Consider the following 21,824-nt stretch of genomic DNA (forward strand, 5'->3'; position numbering starts at 1 on the left):
TCTAACGCACTTCCAGCGGCCAGTGGACATAGCTTTGCCACTGGATTTCCTGATCGATCAACTCTTTACCTAATGGATGATGTTCCAGCCAGCTTTCCGGCAACGTTAGCGTCAGATCTTCATCCTGAGCTTGCAGGGTGATATGTGGCACTAAATCGTCACGGCGGCGGCTTGCGAAGATGATCGCCAGGCGTAGCAAACGGCAAAGGTGCTCCGCGATGCGCGGAGGCACGGCGTTTTGCTGGTGGAGTGAAGAGAGATCGACTGGGTTGGTCTGATTTAATAACAGCGTGGCTAACAGCTTTTTCTGCGCGGGAGTGAAGCCCGGAAGATCGAGATTACGCACCAGCCAGGCGGCATGCAGCGGTGCCTGCTTATATTCCACGCTCAGCCCTATTTCATGCAGCTGACAGGCACTTTGCAGCAGTTCACGGCTAATGGCCTCAAGATGCCACTCATCTTTCACCTGATCGAATAAATGTACAGCCAACTGTGCGACGCGGTTCGCCTGATCGGTGTCAACCATAAAGCGACGCTGAATATTACGCAGCGTACGGCTGCGAATATCCTGATCGACAGGCAGGTGCAGCATACCGTAAACCAGACCTTCACGCAGTGCGCCGCCGGCCAGGGTCATGCATTGAATATTCAACTCAGTGAAAATCGCGATCAGGATTGCCAGCCCGCTGGGGAACACCAGTGCGCGTTCCAGCGTTAACCCTTCGATTTCCAACTCTTCCAGACGACCGCAGTGGATAGCACGCTGCTTAAGCTGCTGAAGTTTGGCCAGCGTAATGCGCTCATCCATACCCTGCGCCATCATGATTTCCTGCAACGCCTGGACGGTACCGGAGGCACCAACGCAAACTTTCCAGCCATGAAAACGCAGTTTGTCGGCGACCGGGCGCAGAACCTCACGCGCCGCTTTCTCGGCTTCGTCAAAATTTTCCTGCGCCAGATTACGATCGGTGAAGTACCGTTCGAGCCAGGTAACGCAGCCCATTGACAGGCTGAACAGAGAGGTTGTTTGGGCGCCGGAGCCGGTAACCAGTTCCGTACTGGCACCGCCAATATCAACGACCAGACGCTGATCGGCACCGCCAGTGGTGTGGGCAACACCCTGATAAATCAGTCGTGCTTCTTCTTCACCACTGATGACCTGGACAGGGCAGCCGAGGATCTCTTGCGCTTTGGCGATAAAGACATCGGCGTTTACCGCGATGCGCAATGTTGCCGTGGCGACCACGCGGATTTGCGGTTGCGGGATATCCTGCAGACGTTCAGCAAACAAGCGCAGGCATTGCCAGCCGCGTTCCATGGCTTCAGCGGAGAGAATGTTGTCGCTGTTGAGTCCAGCGGCCAGACGCACCTTGCGTTTAATACGCGTGAGCGTCTGGATGCTTCCCGCCACTTCGCGTACAACCAGCATATGAAAACTATTCGAGCCTAAATCGATTGCGGCGTACAGCGAAGTGGTTGTGAGCATATCTTACGTTAACCTGAACGACGACGATTACGCGGAGCACCACCGGTACGACGCGGGCCATTGCCTGGGCGTGGGCGCGTCATGCGCAGCGGCTTTGGCAGGTCAGTCATTAGCGCGTCCGGGTTGTACTTGCTGACCGGAATCGAGTGGCCAATGTAGGTCTCGATTGCAGGTAAATTCAGCGCGTACTCTTCACAAGCCAGGCTAATAGAATGACCACTTGCGCCTGCACGACCTGTACGACCAATACGGTGGACGTAATCTTCACAGTCATCCGGCAGGTCATAGTTAAACACGTGCGTTACGGCTGGGATGTGCAGGCCACGCGCCGCGACATCGGTTGCGACGAGAATATCGAGATCGCCACGGGTGAACTCATCAAGGATACGCAGGCGTTTTTTCTGCGCCACGTCACCGGTAAGCAAGCCTACGCGATGTCCGTCAGCAGCAAGACTGCCCCAGATCTCTTCACAGCGATGTTTGGTGTTAGCAAAAACAATGGCGCGATCTGGCCACTCTTCTTCAATCAGCGTTTGCAGCAAACGCATTTTCTCTTCGTTGGAAGGATAGAAGAGTTCTTCTTTAATACGGTGGCCCGTCTTCTGTTCCGGTTCGACTTCAACGTACTCGGCGTTATTCATTTGTTCAAACGCCAGTTCGCGAACGCGATAAGAGAGGGTTGCAGAAAACAGCATGTTCAGACGTTGGGTGGTTGGCGGCATACGACGGAACAGCCAACGGATATCTTTAATAAAGCCCAGATCGTACATACGATCGGCTTCATCCAGCACCACGACCTGAATCGCGCCCAGGTTGATATGGTTCTGTTTTGCGTAGTCGATAAGACGACCGGTCGTGCCGATAAGAATATCGACGCCGCTTTCCAGCACTTTCAGCTGTTTGTCGTAACCGTCGCCGCCATAAGCCAGGCCTAATTTCAGACCGGTGGTCTGTGCCAGCGGCTCGGCGTCGGCGTGGATCTGCACGGCTAACTCACGCGTTGGCGCCATAATTAACGCACGCGGTTGGTTCACCTTGCGATCGTCAATCGCGGGATGAGAGAGAAGATAATGAAACGTTGACGTCAGGAACGCCATCGTTTTTCCGGTACCGGTTTGCGCCTGCCCTGCAACATCACGGCCTGCCAGCGTAAGCGGCAGCGCGAGAGCCTGAATGGGCGTGCAGTTATGAAACCCTTTATTTTCAAGGGCTTCTATCACCTTCGGGTGCAGGGCGAAGTCGGAAAACTTCTGTTCTGTTAAATGTGTTTTGCTCATAGTGTGGTAGAATATCAGCTTACTATTGCTTTACGAAAGCGTATCCGGTGAAATAAAGTCAACCTTTAGTTGGTTAATACTGTACACAATTCATTCATGATGCGTCGAGATGGCAAGTGAATGGGTCCAAAGAAGCGTATTGAGTACGTGACCAGGACGCAGCGCACAGCCAACAAAAAGGCGGCTTGAAGGATGATGTGTAAACACCAACACACCAGGCTTATTCCTGTGGAGTTATTATGAGCGATAAAATTATTCACCTGACTGACGACAGTTTTGACACGGATGTACTCAAAGCGGACGGAGCTATCCTCGTTGATTTCTGGGCAGAGTGGTGCGGTCCGTGCAAAATGATCGCTCCGATTCTGGATGAAATCGCTGACGAATATCAGGGCAAATTGACGGTTGCTAAACTGAACATTGACCAAAACCCAGGCACCGCGCCGAAGTATGGTATTCGTGGCATCCCGACCCTTCTGCTGTTTAAAAACGGCGAAGTTGCGGCGACTAAAGTCGGCGCGCTGTCCAAAGGTCAGTTGAAAGAGTTCCTCGACGCTAACTTAGCGTAAGGAAGTATCATGATCGGGCGGCCATACTTCGAAATGATTCGGATGACTGGACGCCCGACTTGAGTCGTGCTAAGTTAGTGTTGACTTCGTATTAAACATACCTTATTAAGTTTGAATCTAGCTTTATCCAATACTTCCCGTTGTTTCTCGTGCGAGAAGTAGACAGATTCAGGGCCTTGTCACTCAATCCGTCTTGTCGTTTCAGTTCTGCGTACTTTCCTGTGACCAGACAGCGAACAGACATGAGTCGATGGCCGTAAACAGGCATGGATGACCCTGCCATACCATTCACAACATTAAGTTCGAGATTTACCCCAAGTTTAAGAACTCACACCATTATGAATCTTACCGAATTAAAGAATACGCCGGTTTCTGAGCTGATCACTCTCGGCGAAAATATGGGCCTTGAAAACCTGGCTCGTATGCGCAAGCAGGACATTATTTTTGCCATCCTGAAGCAGCACGCAAAGAGTGGCGAAGATATCTTTGGTGACGGTGTGCTGGAGATATTGCAGGATGGATTTGGTTTCCTCCGCTCTGCAGACAGCTCCTACCTCGCCGGTCCTGATGACATCTACGTTTCTCCAAGCCAAATCCGCCGTTTCAACCTCCGCACTGGTGATACCATTTCTGGTAAGATTCGCCCGCCAAAAGAAGGTGAACGCTATTTTGCGCTGTTGAAAGTTAACGAAGTTAACTACGACAAACCGGAAAACGCCCGTAACAAGATCCTCTTCGAAAACTTAACGCCGCTGCACGCAAACTCCCGTCTGCGTATGGAGCGTGGTAATGGTTCTACCGAGGACTTAACGGCGCGCGTACTGGATCTGGCATCGCCGATCGGTCGTGGCCAACGTGGTCTGATTGTGGCACCGCCAAAAGCGGGTAAAACCATGCTGCTGCAGAACATTGCGCAGAGCATTGCCTACAACCACCCGGACTGTGTGCTGATGGTGCTGCTGATTGACGAACGTCCGGAAGAAGTGACCGAGATGCAGCGTCTGGTTAAAGGTGAAGTTGTGGCTTCTACCTTTGATGAACCCGCATCTCGCCACGTTCAGGTTGCGGAAATGGTAATCGAGAAGGCGAAACGTCTGGTTGAACATAAGAAAGACGTTATCATCCTGCTCGACTCCATCACGCGTCTGGCGCGTGCGTACAACACTGTGGTCCCGGCTTCCGGTAAAGTCCTGACCGGTGGTGTCGATGCTAACGCCCTGCACCGTCCGAAGCGTTTCTTCGGTGCGGCACGTAACGTGGAAGAGGGCGGCAGCCTGACCATCATCGCGACTGCGCTTATCGATACCGGCTCTAAAATGGATGAAGTTATCTATGAAGAGTTTAAAGGTACCGGCAACATGGAACTGCATCTCTCGCGTAAGATCGCTGAAAAACGCGTCTTCCCGGCTATCGACTACAATCGTTCCGGTACCCGTAAAGAAGAGCTGCTTACCACCCAGGAAGAGCTGCAGAAAATGTGGATCCTGCGCAAAATCATCCATCCGATGGGTGAAATTGATGCAATGGAGTTCCTCATTAACAAGCTGGCGATGACGAAGACCAATGATGACTTCTTCGATATGATGAAGCGCTCATAATTCAGGCATCATCCGAAAACGCCACGTTTTTACGTGGCGTTTTGCTTTTATGCCTGTAATCTTAACGACACAATAACAATAATACGGTATGACATACCGCCAGGTTGAAAAAGATTCGTAATTTGTATCTTGTGGTTGATAATTATACAGAACCATCGGATATGGAGACGGGTTTCCCTTCTGAATAAAGGTCTTCGTGGTTATACTTCTGCTATTAATTTTCTCTGAGAGCATGCATTGTGAATTTACTGACAGTAAGCACTGATCTCATCAGTATTTTTTTATTCACAACACTGTTTCTTTTCTTTGCGCGTAAGGTCGCAAAAAAGATTGGTTTAGTGGATAAACCCAACTTTCGCAAACGGCATCAAGGATTGATCCCGCTGGTTGGGGGGATTTCGGCTTACGCAGGTATTTGCTTTACGTTTGTGATTGCTGATTATTACATCCCGCATGCTTCTCTCTATCTGGCCTGTGCCGGCGTGCTGGTTTTGGTTGGCGCGCTGGACGATCGTTTTGATATCAGTGTAAAAATCCGCGCAACTATCCAGGCCGCGATCGGCATTATCATGATGTCGGTTGGCAAACTCTATCTTCTTAGCCTTGGGTATATTTTTGGCCCCTGGGAGATGATTCTTGGCCCGTTTGGCTATTTACTGACGCTGTTTGCCGTCTGGGCGGCAATTAATGCTTTCAATATGGTGGATGGTATTGACGGCCTGTTAGGTGGGCTGTCCAGCGTTTCATTCGCGGCGATGGGGTTTATCCTGTGGTTCGATGGGCAGACGAGTCTGGCCGTATGGTGTTTTGCGATGATCGCCGCCATTCTGCCTTATATTCTGCTGAACCTGGGCGTTCTTGGGCGCCGTTATAAAGTCTTCATGGGTGATGCTGGCAGTACGCTGATTGGTTTTACCATCATCTGGATCCTGCTGGAAACCACGCAGGGCAAAACACATCCTATAAGCCCAGTTACCGCACTGTGGATTATCGCCATCCCGTTAATGGATATGGTGGCGATCATGTACCGCCGTTTGCGTAAGGGCATGAGCCCGTTCTCAGCCGATCGCCAGCACATTCATCATTTGGTGATGCGGGCAGGGTTTACTTCCCGCCAGGCATTTGTTCTGATTACGCTGGCGGCGGCCGTGCTGGCATCGATCGGTGTGCTGGCTGAATATTTCCGTTTGGTTCCGGAATGGGCCATGCTGGTGCTGTTTTTAATGGCATTTGGCCTCTACGGATACTGTATCAAGCGTGCCTGGAAAGTGGCGAGATTTATCAAGCGAGTGAAGCGCAGACTGCGAAGAATTCGTGAAGGCAAACCAAACTTAACCAAGTGAATTGAGGATGCGATGACACAACCATTACCGGGGGAAGACGCCATGAGCGCTGAAAATGAACTGGATATCCGTGGGTTGTTTCGTACCTTATGGGCAGGGAAGGTGTGGATTGTCGGTATGGCGCTCGCATTTGCACTTGTTGCTCTCGCCTATACTTTTTTCGCCCGTCAGGAGTGGAGCGCAACGGCTATTTCAGACAAGCCTACGGTGAATATGTTGGGGGGCTATTACTCTCAACAACAGTTCCTGCGCAACCTGGATATTAAGGCCAGCCTCGCATCAACGGACCAGCCGTCGGTGATGGATGAAGCCTATAAAGAATTTATCATGCAGCTTGCCTCCTGGGATACGCGCCGTGAATTCTGGCAGCAGACTGATTATTACAAGCAGCGTATGGTCGGAAACAGTAAAGCCGATGCCGCGCTGCTGGATGAACTGATCAACAACATTCAGTTTATGCCTGGTGATGCGTTGCGGAACACCAATGACAGCGTGAAGCTTATTGCGGAAACGGCACCTGATGCCAACAATCTTCTGCGCCAGTACGTGGCCTTTGCCAGCCAGCGTGCAGCACGTCATCTGAACGATGAGCTGAAAGGCGCATGGGCTGCGCGGACGGTGCAAATGAAAGCGCAGGTCAAACGGCAGGAAGAGGTAGCAAAATCGATTTTCTCTCGCCGTGTTCATAACATTGAACAAGCGCTCAAAATTGCTGAGCAGCATAATATTTCGCGTACTTCTACTGATGTCCCTGCTGAAGAGTTGCCTGATTCTGAGTTGTTTTTACTCGGACGCCCTATGCTGCAGGCGCGACTCGAAAACCTGCAATCTGTTGGCCCAGATTTTGATATGGACTATTTTCAAAACAGAGCCATGCTGAACACGCTGAACGTAGGACCGACCCTGGATCCGCGTTTTCAGACCTATCGTTATTTGCGGACGCCGGAAGAACCGGTAAAACGTGATAGCCCACGTCGTGCCTTCCTGATGATTATGTGGGGCATCGTTGGGGCCCTGATCGGTGCTGGTGTCGCGTTAACCCGTCGCCGTTCGATTTAGCAATACCGTTGCAGTGAGGGGCTGGGCTCTCACTGCCAATCCGAAGAGAATCGATGTGAAAGTACTGACTGTATTTGGTACGCGACCGGAGGCCATTAAGATGGCTCCTCTGGTTCATGCGCTGGCTAAAGATCCTGATTTCGACGCGAAAGTTTGCGTCACTGCACAGCATCGGGAGATGCTCGATCAGGTATTGCACCTCTTTTCCATCGTACCTGACTACGATCTCAATATTATGCAGCCAGGTCAGGGACTGACAGAAATTACCTGTCGAATTCTGGAAGGATTAAAGCCAATCCTCGCTGAGTTCAAACCTGATGTGGTGCTAGTCCACGGTGATACAACAACAACCCTTGCGACCAGCCTGGCCGCGTTTTATCAGCGTATTCCGGTGGGGCATGTTGAGGCTGGGTTGCGAACTGGCGATCTCTATTCTCCCTGGCCGGAAGAGGCAAACCGTACACTGACCGGGCGCCTGGCAATGTATCACTTTTCCCCAACTGAAAATTCACGCCAAAACCTGTTGCGTGAAACCATTCCGGATGACCGTATTTTTGTCACGGGGAACACGGTTATTGATGCGTTGATCTGGGTTCGCGATCGTGTACTCGGAAATGAAGCACTGCGCGCTGAACTGGCTGAGCGCTATCCTTTCCTGGATGCGGATAAGAAGATGATCCTGGTAACCGGTCATCGTCGGGAAAGCTTTGGTCGCGGCTTTGAGCAAATCTGCCATGCACTGGCGGAAATTGCCGCGGCTAATCAGAATGTACAGATTGTCTATCCCGTACACCTGAACCCCAACGTTAGCGAGCCGGTAAATCGTATTTTGGGTCATGTTGAGAACGTGATTCTGATTGAGCCACAGGACTATCTGCCATTCGTCTGGCTGATGAATCATGCCTGGCTTATCCTTACCGATTCCGGCGGGATTCAGGAGGAAGCCCCTTCTCTGGGCAAACCTGTGTTGGTGATGCGAGAAACAACGGAGCGGCCAGAAGCCATTACCGCAGGCACAGTACGTCTGGTTGGGACTGACCCTCAGCGTATTGTGGCAGAAGTCACGCGCTTGCTGCATGACGAAAATGAATATCAGACCATGAGCCGCGCCCATAATCCGTATGGTGATGGGCAGGCGTGTGGCCGCATTTTACACGCGTTAAAAAATAATCGGATATCGCTATGAGTTTTACGACCATTTCTGTCATTGGGCTGGGTTATATCGGACTGCCGACGGCGGCCGCTTTTGCTTCCCGTCAAAAACATGTTATTGGCGTAGATGTAAATCAACATGCGGTGGATACCATTAACCGCGGTGAAATCCACATCGTTGAACCTGATTTGGGTGCTGTGGTGAAAACAGCAGTCGAAAATGGCTTTCTGCGTGCGGTTACGACACCTGTTGAAGCAGACGCTTATCTGATTGCTGTGCCGACCCCCTTCAAGGGGGAGCATGAACCCGATATGGTCTATGTTGAAGCCGCAGCGAAGTCGCTTGCGCCGGTGCTGAAAAAAGGGGCGTTGGTGATCCTTGAATCGACGTCACCCGTCGGGGCAACGGAGCAGATGGCAGCATGGCTTGCAGAAATGCGCCCTGATCTGACTTTCCCGCAGCAGGCGGGGGAACAGGCTGACGTGAACATTGCTTATTGTCCGGAGCGCGTGCTGCCAGGCCAGGTGATGGTTGAACTGATTAAAAATGACCGTGTGATTGGCGGAATGACCCCCGTTTGTTCTATGCGCGCCAGCGAACTGTACAACATCTTCCTCGAAGGTGAATGTGTGGTGACTAACGCCCGCACTGCAGAAATGTGCAAGTTGACCGAAAACAGCTTCCGCGATGTCAATATCGCCTTTGCTAATGAACTGTCGCTGATTTGCGCCGATCAGGGGATTAACGTCTGGGAACTGATCCGTCTGGCGAACCGTCACCCGCGGGTTAACATTTTGCAGCCTGGACCTGGTGTTGGCGGGCACTGTATCGCGGTCGACCCGTGGTTTATTGTGGCGCAGAACCCGCAGCAGGCGAGATTGATCCGCACCGCGCGCGAGGTAAATGATAGTAAGCCTCATTGGGTTGTCGATCGGGTAAAAGCCGCTGTAGCGGATTGTCTGACGGAGACCAATAAACGTGCCAGCGACGTAAAAATTGCCTGTTTTGGTCTGGCGTTCAAACCGAATATTGATGATTTACGTGAAAGCCCGGCAATGGGGGTGGCGCAAAGTATCGCACGCTGGCACAGCGGCGAGACGCTGGTGGTTGAACCGAATATCCATCAGTTGCCGAAAAAACTGGATGGCCTGTGCCAACTGGCGAAACTGGACGATGCGCTGGCAAGCGCCGATGTGCTGGTGATGCTGGTTGACCATAATGAATTTAAAGCGATTAAAGGCGATGCGGTTCACCAGCAATATGTGGTTGATACCAAAGGAGTCTGGCGCTAATGAAACGAATTCTGGTTACCGGTGGTGCAGGATTTATTGGCTCAGCGGTTGTGCGTCACATCATTAATGAGACTCGGGATGCCGTGGTAGTGGTTGATAAGTTAACCTATGCCGGAAACCTGATGTCGCTGGCGCCGGTTGCACAGAATGCCCGTTTTGCCTTTGAACACGTTGATATCTGCGATCGCCTGGCGCTCGACAACGTGTTTCAACAGTATCAGCCGGATTGCGTGATGCACCTGGCGGCAGAAAGTCATGTTGATCGTTCTATCGATGGCCCCGCCGCATTTATTGAAACCAATATTGTCGGAACCTACACGTTGCTGGAAGCCGCTCGCGCATACTGGAATGTGTTAGCCGATGATAAAAAGCAGGCGTTTCGTTTCCACCATATATCAACCGATGAGGTGTACGGCGACCTGCATTCTACGGATGATTTCTTTACCGAAACGACGCCGTATGCACCGAGTAGTCCTTATTCCGCGTCAAAGGCCAGCAGCGATCATCTGGTACGTGCCTGGCTACGTACGTACGGGCTGCCAACGTTAATGACTAACTGCTCCAACAATTATGGGCCCTACCATTTCCCGGAAAAACTGATCCCGCTGATGATTCTCAATGCACTGGCGGGAAAACCTCTGCCGGTGTACGGCAACGGACAGCAGATTCGTGACTGGCTGTATGTGGAAGATCATGCCCGGGCGCTCTATTGCGTCGCGACTACAGGCGCGGTTGGCGAGACCTATAATATTGGTGGTCATAACGAGCGTAAAAACCTGGACGTGGTCGAAACGATTTGCAGCTTGTTGGAAGAACTGGCGCCGCAAAAACCAAAAGGTGTTATGCGGTATCGTGAATTGATCACTTATGTTGAAGATCGCCCAGGCCATGATCTGCGCTATGCCATTGATGCGTCGAAAATTGCGCGTGAACTTGGCTGGGTGCCGCAGGAAACGTTTGAAAGTGGCATGCGTAAAACCGTGCAATGGTATCTGGCAAATGAGACCTGGTGGAAACCCGTGCAGGATGGCAGCTACCAGGGTGAGCGTTTGGGCCTGAAGGGCTAACAGCCTGGTTTTGGCGCCCGGAGGAGGGATCATATGAAAGGTATCATTCTGGCAGGTGGCTCAGGCACTCGCCTGTACCCCATTACGCGCGGCGTATCGAAGCAGCTATTGCCTATTTACGATAAGCCCATGATCTATTACCCGCTATCGGTACTGATGCTGGCGGGAATTCGCGAGATCCTCATTATTACCACACCGGAAGATAAAGGGTATTTCCAGCGTTTGCTGGGAGATGGCTCTGAGTTCGGTATTGAATTGCATTATGCAGAGCAGCCCAGCCCGGATGGTTTAGCACAGGCATTCATCATTGGTGAAACGTTCCTTAACGGCGAACCATCATGTCTGGTGCTTGGGGACAATATCTTCTTTGGTCAGGGATTTAGTCCAAAACTACGCCACGTCGCTGCCAGAACACAAGGTGCGACGGTATTTGGCTATCAGGTGATGGATCCTGAGCGTTTCGGTGTGGTTGAGTTTGATGACAATTTTCGCGCAGTCTCGCTGGAAGAGAAGCCGAAAGAACCAAAATCAAACTGGGCGGTGACAGGACTCTATTTCTACGACAGTAAGGTAGTGGAATACGCAAAGCGCGTGAAACCTTCTGAGCGTGGGGAACTGGAAATTACCTCCATTAACCAGATGTACCTTGACGATGGCAATCTGACCGTTGAATTGCTTGGCCGTGGCTTTGCCTGGCTGGATACCGGTACGCACGACAGTCTGATTGAAGCGAGCACGTTTGTGCAGACGGTGGAGAAACGTCAGGGCTTTAAAATCGCCTGCCTGGAAGAGATAGCATGGCGTAATGGCTGGCTGGATGATGAAGGTGTTAGACGTGCCGCCAGTTCACTGGCCAAAACGGGTTATGGTCAATATTTGCTGGAGCTGCTCCGTGCCCGTCCGCGCCAGTATTGAGTCTCTGGATTGGGAAAATACGTTCTTTGGCGTGAATAGCGCCATCGTACGGTTTGACCCGCACGCACCGATCCTGACAGCAGAAGTCTTACAGCGCTGGGAACGGGTGCAGGCAAAAATTCCTGCTGCAAATACGTATGAATTAGATGCTTTACAGCAGTTGGGCTTTTCACTGGTCGAAGGTGAGATGGACTTTGTTCTGCCGGTAACGTGCGCCCGTGAAAATCCCGGTGCACAGGTGGCGCAAGCTGCGGATATTCCGCTGCTGCGTCGACTGGCAGGAGAGGCGTTCGCCCAAAGTCGTTTCCGCGCGCCGTGGTATCCCGTGGAGGCCAGTGCGCGTTTTTATGCACAGTGGATAGAAAACGCTGTGCTGGGCACGTTCGATCATCAGTGCCTCATTTTTCGTACACAGACAGGTGGGATTCGCGGTTATGTCTCACTACGTGACGTCAATGATACTGATGCACGTATTGGCTTACTGGCTGGTCGTGGTGCGGGTGCCGAACTCATGCAGGCTGCGCTTTGCTGGGCACAGGCTCGCGGTAAAACAACATTGCGGGTGGCGACCCAGATGGGCAACACCGCCGCGCTTAAACGTTATATACAGAGCGGTGCAAATGTGGAAAGCACCGCGTACTGGTTATACAGGTGACAAAATGATTCCATTTAACGCACCGCCGGTGGTGGGAACCGAGCTTGAATACATGCAGTCAGCGATGAGCAGCGGCAAGCTGTGTGGCGATGGTGGTTTTACCCGCCGTTGCCAGCAATGGCTGGAGCAGCATTTTGGCAGTGAGAAGGTGCTGCTGACGCCTTCCTGTACCGCATCACTGGAGATGGCGGCATTATTGCTGGACATCCAGCCCGGCGATGAAGTCATCATGCCCAGCTACACATTTGTATCTACCGCGAACGCATTCGTGCTGCGTGGCGCAAAAATCGTCTTTGTCGATATCCGCCCGGATACCATGAACATTGATGAAACGCTGATTGAAGCGGCGATCACCGAGAAAACCCGCGCTATTGTGCCGGTGCACTACGCCGGGGTTGCCTGTGAAATGGATACCATTATGGCGTTGGCGTCACAATACAACCTGTTCGTGGTAGAAGATGCTGCTCAGGGCGTAATGTCGACCTACAAAGGCCGTGCGCTGGGGACCATTGGGCATATTGGCTGCTTTAGCTTCCATGAAACCAAAAACTATACCGCAGGCGGTGAAGGCGGGGCGACGCTGATCAACGACCGTAAATTAGTTGAACGTGCAGAAATCATCCGTGAAAAGGGGACGAATCGCAGTCAATTTTTCCGCGGTCAGGTTGATAAATATACCTGGCGTGATATTGGCTCCAGCTATTTGATGTCCGATCTCCAGGCTGCCTATCTGTGGGCGCAACTGGAAGCGGCAGAGCGTATTAATCATCAGCGCCTGGTGCTGTGGCAGAATTATTATGATGCCCTCGAACCGCTGGCGCGTGCCGGGCGTATTGATTTACCCGCCATCCCGGAAGGTTGTGCGCAGAACGCCCATATGTTTTATATCAAGCTGCGTGATATTGACGATCGCACGGCGTTGATTAACTTCCTGAAAGAAGCCGAAATTATGGCGGTATTCCATTATATCCCGCTGCATGATTGTCCGGCTGGCGATAAATTTGGCGTGTTTTCCGGAGTCGATCGTTACACCACCAAAGAGAGTGAACGTCTGCTGCGTCTGCCGCTGTTTTATAACCTGTCGCTGGTGAACCAGCGCACAGTGATTACGACCTTACTCAACTACTTCTCCTGATATGTCGCTGGCTAAAGCGTCCTTGTGGACGGCTACCAGTACGCTGGTAAAAATTGGTGCGGGTTTGTTGGTGGTAAAACTGCTGGCGGTCTCTTTCGGCCCTGCGGGTGTGGGCCAGGCGGGAAACTTCCGTCAGATGGTCACCGTGCTTGGCGTGTTGGCGGGCGCCGGGATTTTCAACGGCGTCACGAAATACGTTGCGCAGCACCATGATGACCCGGCGCGGTTGCGTAAGGTGGTGGGGACATCGTCCGCAATGGTGTTGGGATTCTCTACGCTGATGGCGGCGATTTTTTTGCTGGCAGCAGCGCCTATCAGTCAGGGATTGTTTGGTCATACGCATTTTCAGGGGCTGGTACGCCTGGTTGCGCTGGTACAGATGGGGATTGCCTGGGCGAACCTGTTGCTGGCGTTGATGAAAGGATTCCGCGATGCCGCAGGTAATGCGCTATCGCTGATTATTGGCAGCCTGGTCGGCGTCGTGGCCTACTACGGCTGCTATCGGTTGGGCGGATACGAAGGTGCTTTGCTGGGGCTGGCGCTGGTGCCAGCGCTGGTGGTGGTGCCCGCCATGCTTATGCTGATCAAGCGTGGAACCCTCCCTGTGCAATACCTGAAACCTTCCTGGGATAACGGGCTGGCAGGGAAACTTAGCAAGTTTACGTTGATGGCGCTCATTACCTCTGTGACGCTGCCCGTGGCGTATGTGATGATGCGAAACCTATTGGCGGCGCAATACAGCTGGGATGACGTGGGGATTTGGCAGGGGGTGAGCAGTATCTCTGATGCGTACCTGCAATTTATTACCGCTTCATTCAGTGTGTATCTGTTGCCAACACTGTCTCGCCTGACTGAAAAGCGCGACATCACGCGTGAAGTTATCAAATCGCTGAAATTTGTATTACCGGCAGTTGCCGCCGCGAGTTTTACCGTCTGGCTGTTACGTGATTTTGCTATCTGGCTGCTTTTCTCCTCTAAATTCAACGCCATGCGTGATTTGTTTGCCTGGCAACTGGTGGGGGATGTACTGAAAGTGGGTGCCTACGTATTTGGCTATCTGGTGATCGCGAAGGCCTCGCTGCGGTTTTATATTCTGGCCGAAATTAGCCAGTTCATTTTGTTGACGGCATTTGCCCACTGGTTGATCCCCGCGCACGGTGCTCTGGGCGCGGCACAGGCCTATATGGCAACGTACATCGTCTATTTTTCTCTTTGTTGTGGCGTGTTTTTACTCTGGCGTAGGCGGGTATGACTGTACTGATTCACGTTCTGGGATCGGATATCCCTCACCATAACCAAACCGTGCTGCGGTTCTTCAACGACGCGTTGGCTGCAACAAGTGAGCACGCGCGCGTGTTTATGGTTGCCGGTCAGGATACGGGATTTAGCGAGAGCTACCCGGCGTTATCACTGAGTTTCTACGGTGGAAAAAAGGTGCTGGCAGAGGCCGTTATCGCCAAAGCTAAGACGTATCGCCAGCAGCGTTTCTTCTTTCATGGGCAGTTCAATACTAGTCTGTGGCTGGCATTGCTGAGCGGGGGGATTAAGCCTGAGCAGTTTTACTGGCATATTTGGGGTGCCGATCTGTATGAAGTCTCCAGTGGGCTGAAATTCCGTCTGTTTTACCCGATTCGCCGAATGGCACAAAACCGCGTGGGTTGTGTCTTTGCCACGCGAGGCGATCTGAGCTATTTCGCTGAGCTGCATCCGCGTGTTCGCGGGGAATTGCTCTATTTCCCAACCCGTATGGATCCGTCGCTGAACAATATGAGCAATGAGCGCCAGCGACGCGGGAAAATGACGATCCTGGTCGGAAACTCTGGCGATCGCAGTAATGAGCATATTGCCGCGCTGCGTGCTGTCCATCAGCAGTTCGGCGACACGGTTAACGTGATTGTGCCAATGGGTTACCCGGCAAATAATGCAGGCTATATTGAAGAAGTGCGCCAGGCGGGTCTGGCGTTATTTAGCGCCGATAACCTGCAAATTCTCAGTGAAAAGCTGGAGTTTGATGCCTATCTGGCGCTACTGCGTCAGTGCGATCTGGGTTACTTTATTTTTGCCCGTCAGCAGGGGATTGGTACATTGTGTCTGCTGATTCAGGCGGGGATCCCGTGCGTGCTCAATCGTGAAAACCCATTCTGGCAGGATATGGCAGAGCAAAACATCCCGGTTCTGTTTACGACAGATGTACTCAATGAAGGTATCGTACGCGAGGCGCAGCGCCAACTGGCATCGGTTGATAAAAGTGCAATTACTTTCTTTAGCCCGAATTATCTGCAACCGTGGCATAACGCGCTGCGCATTGCCTCAGGAGAAACCGTATGAGTCTGATGCAATTCAGCGGTCTGCTGGTGGTGTGGCTGCTCTCGACTTTGTTTATCGCCACGCTGACCTGGTTTGAATTCCGACGCGTGCGGTTTAACTTCAATGTCTTTTTCTCATTGCTGTTCTTATTGACGTTTTTCTTTGGTTTTCCGTTGACCAGCGTGCTGGTATTTCGCTTTGATGTGGCGGTGGCCCCGCCGGAAATTTTGCTGCAGGCGTTGCTGTCCGCTGCCTGCTTCTACGCAGTGTACTATGTGACCTATAAAACACGCCTGCGGAAACGGAGCCCGGAGAGAACGCGCAAACCGCTGTTTACCATCAATCGCGTTGAAGCACATTTGACCTGGATTATCCTGATGGCGATTGCGCTGGTGAGCGTGGGCATTTTCTTTATGCACAACGGTTTCCTGCTGTTCAGGTTGCAATCCTATAGCCAGATTTTCTCCAGTGAAGTCTCCGGGGTGGCTCTGAAACGCTTCTTCTACTTCTTCATTCCGGCGATGCTGGTGGTCTACTTCCTGCGTCAGGACAGCAAAGCGTGGTTGTTCTTCCTGGTGAGCACCGTTGCATTTGGGTTGCTGACGTACATGATTGTTGGCGGAACCCGCGCCAATATTATTATCGCGTTTGCCATTTTCCTGTTTATCGGCATTATTCGCGGCTGGATTTCGCTGTGGATGCTGGCCGCGGCGGGCGTCCTGGGTATTGTCGGGATGTTCTGGCTGGCGCTGAAGCGCTACGGGATGAACGTCAGCGGTGATGAGGCGTTCTATACTTTCCTGTACCTCACGCGCGATACCTTCTCGCCGTGGGAGAATCTGGCGCTATTGCTGCAAAATTACCACAATATTGAGTTTCAGGGACTGGCGCCGATCGTCCGTGATTTCTACGTCTTTATACCGTCCTGGCTGTGGCCGGGACGACCTGGCATTGTTCTCAACTCAGCGAACTATTTTACCTGGGAAGTGCTGAACAACCACTCGGGCCTGGCTATCTCCCCGACGTTAATTGGTTCGCTGGTGGTGATGGGCGGGGCGCTGTTTATACCGTTAGGCGCGATTGTCGTCGGCCTAATTATTAAATGGTTCGACTGGTTGTATGAATTAGGCAACCGGGAAACTAATCGCTATAAGTCGGCGATTTTGCACAGTTTCTGTTTCGGTGCCATTTTTAATATGATCGTTTTGGCACGTGAAGGGTTAGATTCGTTTGTCTCGCGAGTGGTTTTTTTCCTCGTGATTTTCGGCGTCTGTCTGTTGGTGGCAAAATTGTTGTACTGGCTGTTTGATAGTGCGGGACTCATCCATAAACGAATAAAGTCGGTGCCCCGGACACAGGTTGAAGGATCGTAATGACAGATAACACAACTGCGCCGCTGTATTCACTGCGCGGATTAGAACTGATTGGCTGGCGCGATATGCAACATGCGCTGAATTACCTGTTTGCCGGGGGACGTCTCAGGCAGGGGACGCTGGTAGCAATTAACGCTGAAAAAATGCTGACAGCGGAGGATAACCCAGAGGTTCGGACGTTGATCGAGGCCGCTGAGTTTAAATATGCGGATGGGATCAGCGTGGTGCGTTCCGTGTGTAAAAAATTCCCGCAGGCGCAGGTATCACGTGTGGCGGGGGCCGATCTCTGGGAAGCGCTGATGGCTCGCGCCGGGAAGGAAGGAACGCCCGTATTCCTGGTGGGCGGTAAGCCTGATGTTCTGGCACAAACAGAGGCAAAACTGCGCGCACAATGGCACGTCAATATTGTTGGCAGTCAGGACGGCTATTTTACCGCCGATCAGCGTCAGGCGCTGTTTGAGCGTATTCATGCCAGCGGCGCACAACTTGTTACCGTGGCGATGGGTTCGCCGAAACAAGAAATTTTTATGCGCGACTGTCGCCAGGTCCATCCGCATGCGCTGTATATGGGCGTGGGCGGCACCTACGATGTGTTTACCGGGCACGTAAAGCGCGCGCCCAAATTCTGGCAGAGCCTGGGATTGGAGTGGCTGTATCGCTTGCTGCTGCAACCGAGTCGTATCACCCGCCAACTTCGTTTATTACGTTATCTCCGCTGGCACTATACCGGCAATCTCTGACATCACCTCTGCGTTGTTCAGTAGCGCGTTATGCTAAACGCGCTACTTATTCACAACATAATCGCTGCTTTCTCGCACAATCTATTCATTTTTTGAATGCTTTAATTGCCATTTAGGCGATTTTAAGAAACCATTCGCAACAATCATTGCAGTGCCGTGGTGTTTTTGGCGCCAACCGTAAAGTGGTCGGTGCTGAATGGCCTGTTATGGCAAAAAACGATGTACCCATAACGATAACCGGTAATACCGGAAACGATGCAAACACAACAAGAGGATCTATGGCCGAGAACAAACCTGAGCTACAGCGTGGGCTGGAGGCTCGTCACATCGAATTAATTGCCCTTGGGGGCACCATTGGCGTCGGACTGTTTATGGGGGCTGCCAGTACCCTGAAATGGGCGGGACCGTCGGTTCTTCTGGCGTATATCGTCGCTGGGTTGTTCGTCTTCTTCATCATGCGTTCCATGGGGGAGATGTTGTTCCTGGAGCCGGTCACCGGCTCATTCGCCGTTTACGCTCACCGCTACATGAGCCCCTTCTTTGGCTATCTTACCGCATGGTCATACTGGTTTATGTGGATGGCGGTGGGGATCTCGGAGATTACCGCCATTGGGGTCTACGTGCAGTTCTGGTTCCCGGAAATGGCGCAATGGATACCCGCACTGATTGCTGTTGGACTGGTTGCGTTAGCAAACCTGGCAGCAGTTCGCTTGTATGGTGAAATCGAATTCTGGTTTGCCATGATCAAAGTGACCACCATCATTGTGATGATTGTCATTGGCGTAGGGGTTATTTTCTTCGGCTTTGGTAACGGTGGTCAGGCGATCGGCTTTGGCAATTTGACCGAGCATGGCGGTTTCTTCGCGGGGGGCTGGAAAGGGTTCCTGACAGCATTGTGTATTGTTGTTGCTTCCTATCAGGGCGTGGAGCTGATCGGCATCACGGCTGGTGAAGCGAAAAATCCACAGGTCACACTGCGTAGCGCGGTAGGTAAAGTGCTGTGGCGTATCCTGATTTTCTACGTGGGGGCGATTTTTGTTATCGTCACTATCTTCCCGTGGAATGAGATTGGCAGTAACGGCAGCCCGTTCGTTCTCACTTTTGCCAGGATTGGTATTACAGCGGCCGCTGGGATTATCAACTTTGTGGTCCTGACGGCGGCGCTATCTGGCTGTAACAGCGGGATGTACAGCTGTGGCCGTATGCTCTATGCGCTGGCAAAGAATCGCCAACTACCCGCCGCTGTTGGAAAAGTTTCGCGTCATGGCGTACCGGTTGCCGGCGTGGCCATTTCTATCGCCATCCTGCTGATTGGTTCGTGCCTGAACTACATCATTCCCAACCCGCAGCGTGTATTCGTTTATGTTTATAGCGCCAGCGTACTGCCGGGGATGGTGCCATGGTTTGTGATCCTGATAAGCCAACTGCGTTTCCGTCAGGCCCATAAGGCGGCGATCGCCAGTCATCCTTTCCGCTCGATTTTGTTCCCGTGGGCGAATTATTTGACGATGGCGTTCCTGATTTGCGTATTAATCGGCATGTACTTTAATGAAGATACCCGAATGTCGCTGTTTGTTGGCATCGGCTTCTTACTGGCGGTGACGCTCATTTATAAGGTTTTTGGCCTGAATCGTCATGGCATAGCCCAAAAATTGCAGGAATAAGCGACAAAACGCACAAAGCGTGACCAAACGATAATTTATTTTAAAAAAGCACTAGACAGCAGACCGAGACCTCCGTAATATCCAGCCCCGCAACGGCGCTAAGCGCCCGTAGCTCAGCTGGATAGAGCGCTGCCCTCCGGAGGCAGAGGTCTCAGGTTCGAATCCTGTCGGGCGCACCATTTAGTAAGGTGCCGGAGCTGCGGTGGTTTTAATACCGCGTAAAAGATTTGCAGTGGTGGCTATAGCTCAGTTGGTAGAGCCCTGGATTGTGATTCCAGTTGTCGTGGGTTCGAATCCCATTAGCCACCCCATTAATTTAAAGTTGTGAAATGCGAAGGTGGCGGAATTGGTAGACGCGCTAGCTTCAGGTGTTAGTGTCCTTAGGATGTGGGGGTTCGAGTCCCCCCCCTCGCACCACGACTTAAAGAATTGAACTAAAAATTCAAAAAGCAGTAAAACGGCGAGTAGCGCAGCTTGGTAGCGCAACTGGTTTGGGACCAGTGGGTCGGAGGTTCGAATCCTCTCTCGCCGACCAATTTTGAACCCCGCTTCGGCGGGGTTTTTTGTTTTCTGTTCTTCGCTTTTGTACCTCTTCTCCCCCAAATGTCATGAAGTCCTAAAAAGCCGCAATCCCTGGTTTTTACAGTGCAATCACCGCATACGCTGTGTAATAATATGCGTGTAGATGCTCATTCCATCTCTTATGTTCGCCATCAGGCCTCATAAACTCAGGAATGATGCAGAGCCGTTTACGGTGCTTATCGTCCACTGACAGATGTCGCTTTAGCTTCATCAAACACCATGGACATAACGTTGAGTGAAGCACCCATTTATGTTGTCATACAGACCTGTTTAACGCCTGCTCCTTACCGAGCGGGCGTTTTTTTATGCATAAACAAAATCCTTCGAGCTGCTTCTCGAATGATTTTGCGTATACGAGATGAATAATATGTAGGCCCGGTAAGCGAACGCGCCACCGGGCATTCAGGAGTTACTGCGGGGGATTGTTGTTCTGCAGTGTCAACATCAGGCCATCACGACGCAGGGTGGCGGCTTCTTCCGGCTGATGCAGCCTGTCCAGTGCGTCGGCAAGCCAGGCGTAGTCGTATGCATCCGGGCGTTGTTTAAGCGCGGCACGGAAGGCGAGCGTAGCTTCCTGCCATTCACCGTGCTTCATCAATGACTGACCAAGCGTACTCCACAGCAGTGGGCGGTCGCCCACCACTTTAATTTGCTGGCGCAGTACTTTTTCTATCTGTTCCGGGTTGTTGGTTTTCAGACGTGGGATCGGCAGCACCAGGCGGTCGTCATACTGACGTTTCAGACCATCGATGATGATTTGCTGTGCCGTATCGTGATCGTCACACTCAATCAGATGTTCTGCCATCGCCACCTGCAGGGCAACCTGATGACGAGTCTTACGGCTCTGGTTTTTCCACCATGCGCGTAATCCCTCGCTGCCCTGAACGGCGCGAACCTGATCCATCAGACCCACCCATGCCTGCTGTTCCAGCATCGCACGGTGTTCTTCATCACCCACATGCGCTTTCGCCATTGATGGAATGATATCCAGCAAAGAACTCCATGCGCCGGTGCGAATATAAGCCTGTTCAGCCAGGCGCAAGACTTCCGGATGACGTGGCGTCACTTCCAGCAGTTTGTCTACGCTGTGGCGTGCGGCATGGTTTTCATTACGCGCCAGCTGCAAACGAACACGGGCGATTTCGACTGGGATCGTATCATTTCCGGCGAGTTCGGCTGCGCGTTCAAGGTGTTGATTAGCGCGAGCTTCATCACCACGCTGCTGAGCCGCTTCTGCCGCCAACAGGTAATTCACCACCGGCTGTTCTGCGTGATCGGCATTTTTTGACATCAGCTTTTCAACCTGCTGATAGTCGCCTTCTGCCAGTTTAAGCAGCGCCTGCTCGGTCTGTTTACGCGCACGACGGCGTTTACGCCCCACGAACCAGCCGCGGGTATGCGCACCAGTACGGAATATACGGCGCAGCAGCCACTCAATCGCAAAAAGAATGACCATCGCGACGATCAGAATGATCACCAGACCCGTCACGCTGGTTTCGATGTTGTAGTTATCCGTCTGGATCAGCACGTAGCCCTGATGACCGGCTATCATCGGACCGACGACGATCCCGGCGATCAACAGCACAAAGAGCAACAATACTTTTAGCAT

Annotated in this window: 19 protein-coding genes and 4 tRNA genes; 20 read left to right on the forward strand and 3 right to left on the reverse strand. The window is 52.1% G+C overall.

What is annotated here, in order from left to right; genetic code table 11:
* Position 1: 1 nt before the first annotated feature.
* Together gppA and rhlB are read right to left on the reverse strand one after the other, a co-directional pair.
* The gene (gppA, locus tag AL515_RS01660) at positions 2–1,486 is read right to left on the reverse strand and encodes a guanosine-5'-triphosphate,3'-diphosphate diphosphatase (protein WP_048214058.1); all 1,485 of its coding nucleotides are present in this window, start codon (positions 1,484–1,486) and stop codon (positions 2–4) included.
* 8 nt (positions 1,487–1,494) lie between these two features.
* Positions 1,495–2,763: an ATP-dependent RNA helicase RhlB gene (gene rhlB, locus AL515_RS01665; protein WP_048214059.1), complete on the reverse strand. Its 1,269-nt coding sequence runs from the start codon at positions 2,761–2,763 to the stop codon at positions 1,495–1,497.
* A 239-nt stretch (positions 2,764–3,002) separates the two neighbouring features.
* Between rhlB and trxA the strand changes: the two genes are divergently transcribed.
* The 20 genes from trxA to AL515_RS01765 all read left to right on the forward strand — a co-directional run bounded on the left by trxA (position 3,003) and on the right by AL515_RS01765 (position 20,168).
* Positions 3,003–3,332 carry a thioredoxin TrxA gene (gene trxA / locus AL515_RS01670; protein ID WP_001280776.1) on the forward strand — a complete coding sequence of 110 codons (330 nt, stop codon included), beginning with the start codon at positions 3,003–3,005 and terminating at the stop codon, positions 3,330–3,332.
* Positions 3,333–3,508: 176 nt separating this feature from the next.
* The gene (locus AL515_RS01675) at positions 3,509–3,592 is read left to right on the forward strand and encodes a rho operon leader peptide (RefSeq protein ID WP_101743114.1); all 84 of its coding nucleotides are present in this window, start codon (positions 3,509–3,511) and stop codon (positions 3,590–3,592) included.
* Between the two features lie 78 nt (positions 3,593–3,670).
* Positions 3,671–4,930 (forward strand): transcription termination factor Rho, encoded by a 1,260-nt coding sequence (gene rho, locus AL515_RS01680; RefSeq protein WP_002437993.1) that lies wholly within the window; start codon positions 3,671–3,673, stop codon positions 4,928–4,930.
* A 239-nt stretch (positions 4,931–5,169) separates the two neighbouring features.
* Positions 5,170–6,273: a UDP-N-acetylglucosamine--undecaprenyl-phosphate N-acetylglucosaminephosphotransferase gene (gene wecA, locus AL515_RS01685; RefSeq protein ID WP_005133353.1), complete on the forward strand. Its 1,104-nt coding sequence runs from the start codon at positions 5,170–5,172 to the stop codon at positions 6,271–6,273.
* Between the two features lie 12 nt (positions 6,274–6,285).
* Positions 6,286–7,332 carry an ECA polysaccharide chain length modulation protein gene (gene wzzE / locus AL515_RS01690; protein WP_048214060.1) on the forward strand — a complete coding sequence of 349 codons (1,047 nt, stop codon included), beginning with the start codon at positions 6,286–6,288 and terminating at the stop codon, positions 7,330–7,332.
* A gap of 55 nt (positions 7,333–7,387) precedes the next feature.
* Positions 7,388–8,518, forward strand: a complete 1,131-nt coding sequence (gene wecB, locus AL515_RS01695) for a non-hydrolyzing UDP-N-acetylglucosamine 2-epimerase (RefSeq protein WP_048214061.1) — start codon at positions 7,388–7,390, stop codon at positions 8,516–8,518.
* Positions 8,515–9,777, forward strand: a complete 1,263-nt coding sequence (wecC, locus tag AL515_RS01700; RefSeq protein ID WP_048214062.1) for a UDP-N-acetyl-D-mannosamine dehydrogenase — start codon at positions 8,515–8,517, stop codon at positions 9,775–9,777. Before wecB ends, wecC begins: the two co-directional genes overlap by 4 nt.
* The gene (gene rffG, locus AL515_RS01705) at positions 9,777–10,844 is read left to right on the forward strand and encodes a dTDP-glucose 4,6-dehydratase (protein ID WP_061066912.1); all 1,068 of its coding nucleotides are present in this window, start codon (positions 9,777–9,779) and stop codon (positions 10,842–10,844) included. Before wecC ends, rffG begins: the two co-directional genes overlap by 1 nt.
* A gap of 33 nt (positions 10,845–10,877) precedes the next feature.
* Positions 10,878–11,759 carry a glucose-1-phosphate thymidylyltransferase RfbA gene (gene rfbA / locus AL515_RS01710; protein WP_048214064.1) on the forward strand — a complete coding sequence of 294 codons (882 nt, stop codon included), beginning with the start codon at positions 10,878–10,880 and terminating at the stop codon, positions 11,757–11,759.
* Entirely contained in the window at positions 11,737–12,414 is a 678-nt protein-coding gene (gene rffC, locus AL515_RS01715) for a dTDP-4-amino-4,6-dideoxy-D-galactose acyltransferase (RefSeq protein WP_048214065.1), read from the forward strand. Before rfbA ends, rffC begins: the two co-directional genes overlap by 23 nt.
* A 4-nt stretch (positions 12,415–12,418) precedes the next feature.
* On the forward strand, positions 12,419–13,549 hold the full coding sequence (rffA, locus tag AL515_RS01720; protein WP_048214066.1) for a dTDP-4-amino-4,6-dideoxygalactose transaminase: 1,131 nt from the start codon (positions 12,419–12,421) through the stop codon (positions 13,547–13,549).
* A gap of 1 nt (position 13,550) precedes the next feature.
* Entirely contained in the window at positions 13,551–14,801 is a 1,251-nt protein-coding gene (gene wzxE, locus AL515_RS01725; RefSeq protein ID WP_061066913.1) for a lipid III flippase WzxE, read from the forward strand.
* Positions 14,798–15,877, forward strand: coding sequence for a TDP-N-acetylfucosamine:lipid II N-acetylfucosaminyltransferase (locus AL515_RS01730; protein ID WP_061066914.1), 1,080 nt, complete (start codon positions 14,798–14,800; stop codon positions 15,875–15,877). Before wzxE ends, AL515_RS01730 begins: the two co-directional genes overlap by 4 nt.
* Positions 15,874–17,229, forward strand: a complete 1,356-nt coding sequence (wzyE, locus tag AL515_RS01735) for an ECA oligosaccharide polymerase (RefSeq protein ID WP_048214069.1) — start codon at positions 15,874–15,876, stop codon at positions 17,227–17,229. The genes AL515_RS01730 and wzyE overlap by 4 nt, the downstream gene beginning before the upstream one ends.
* Positions 17,229–17,969, forward strand: coding sequence for a lipopolysaccharide N-acetylmannosaminouronosyltransferase (gene wecG / locus AL515_RS01740; protein ID WP_048214070.1), 741 nt, complete (start codon positions 17,229–17,231; stop codon positions 17,967–17,969). Before wzyE ends, wecG begins: the two co-directional genes overlap by 1 nt.
* A gap of 278 nt (positions 17,970–18,247) precedes the next feature.
* A complete protein-coding gene (gene thrP, locus AL515_RS01745; protein WP_105242128.1) occupies positions 18,248–19,633 on the forward strand; it encodes a bifunctional threonine/serine APC transporter ThrP in 1,386 nt (461 codons plus the stop codon).
* 102 nt (positions 19,634–19,735) lie between these two features.
* Positions 19,736–19,812 (forward strand) — tRNA-Arg (locus tag AL515_RS01750).
* A gap of 56 nt (positions 19,813–19,868) precedes the next feature.
* A tRNA-His gene (locus AL515_RS01755) sits at positions 19,869–19,944 on the forward strand.
* Between the two features lie 20 nt (positions 19,945–19,964).
* Positions 19,965–20,050, forward strand: a tRNA-Leu gene (locus AL515_RS01760).
* A 41-nt stretch (positions 20,051–20,091) separates the two neighbouring features.
* Positions 20,092–20,168 (forward strand) — tRNA-Pro (locus AL515_RS01765).
* A 456-nt stretch (positions 20,169–20,624) separates the two neighbouring features.
* On the opposite strand, the gene hemY is transcribed toward AL515_RS01765, so the two are convergent.
* A complete protein-coding gene (hemY, locus tag AL515_RS01770; RefSeq protein WP_061066915.1) occupies positions 20,625–21,824 on the reverse strand; it encodes a protoheme IX biogenesis protein HemY in 1,200 nt (399 codons plus the stop codon).

Source organism: Citrobacter sp. FDAARGOS_156 (genome assembly GCF_001559235.2).
Lineage (GTDB): Bacteria > Pseudomonadota > Gammaproteobacteria > Enterobacterales > Enterobacteriaceae > Citrobacter > Citrobacter youngae.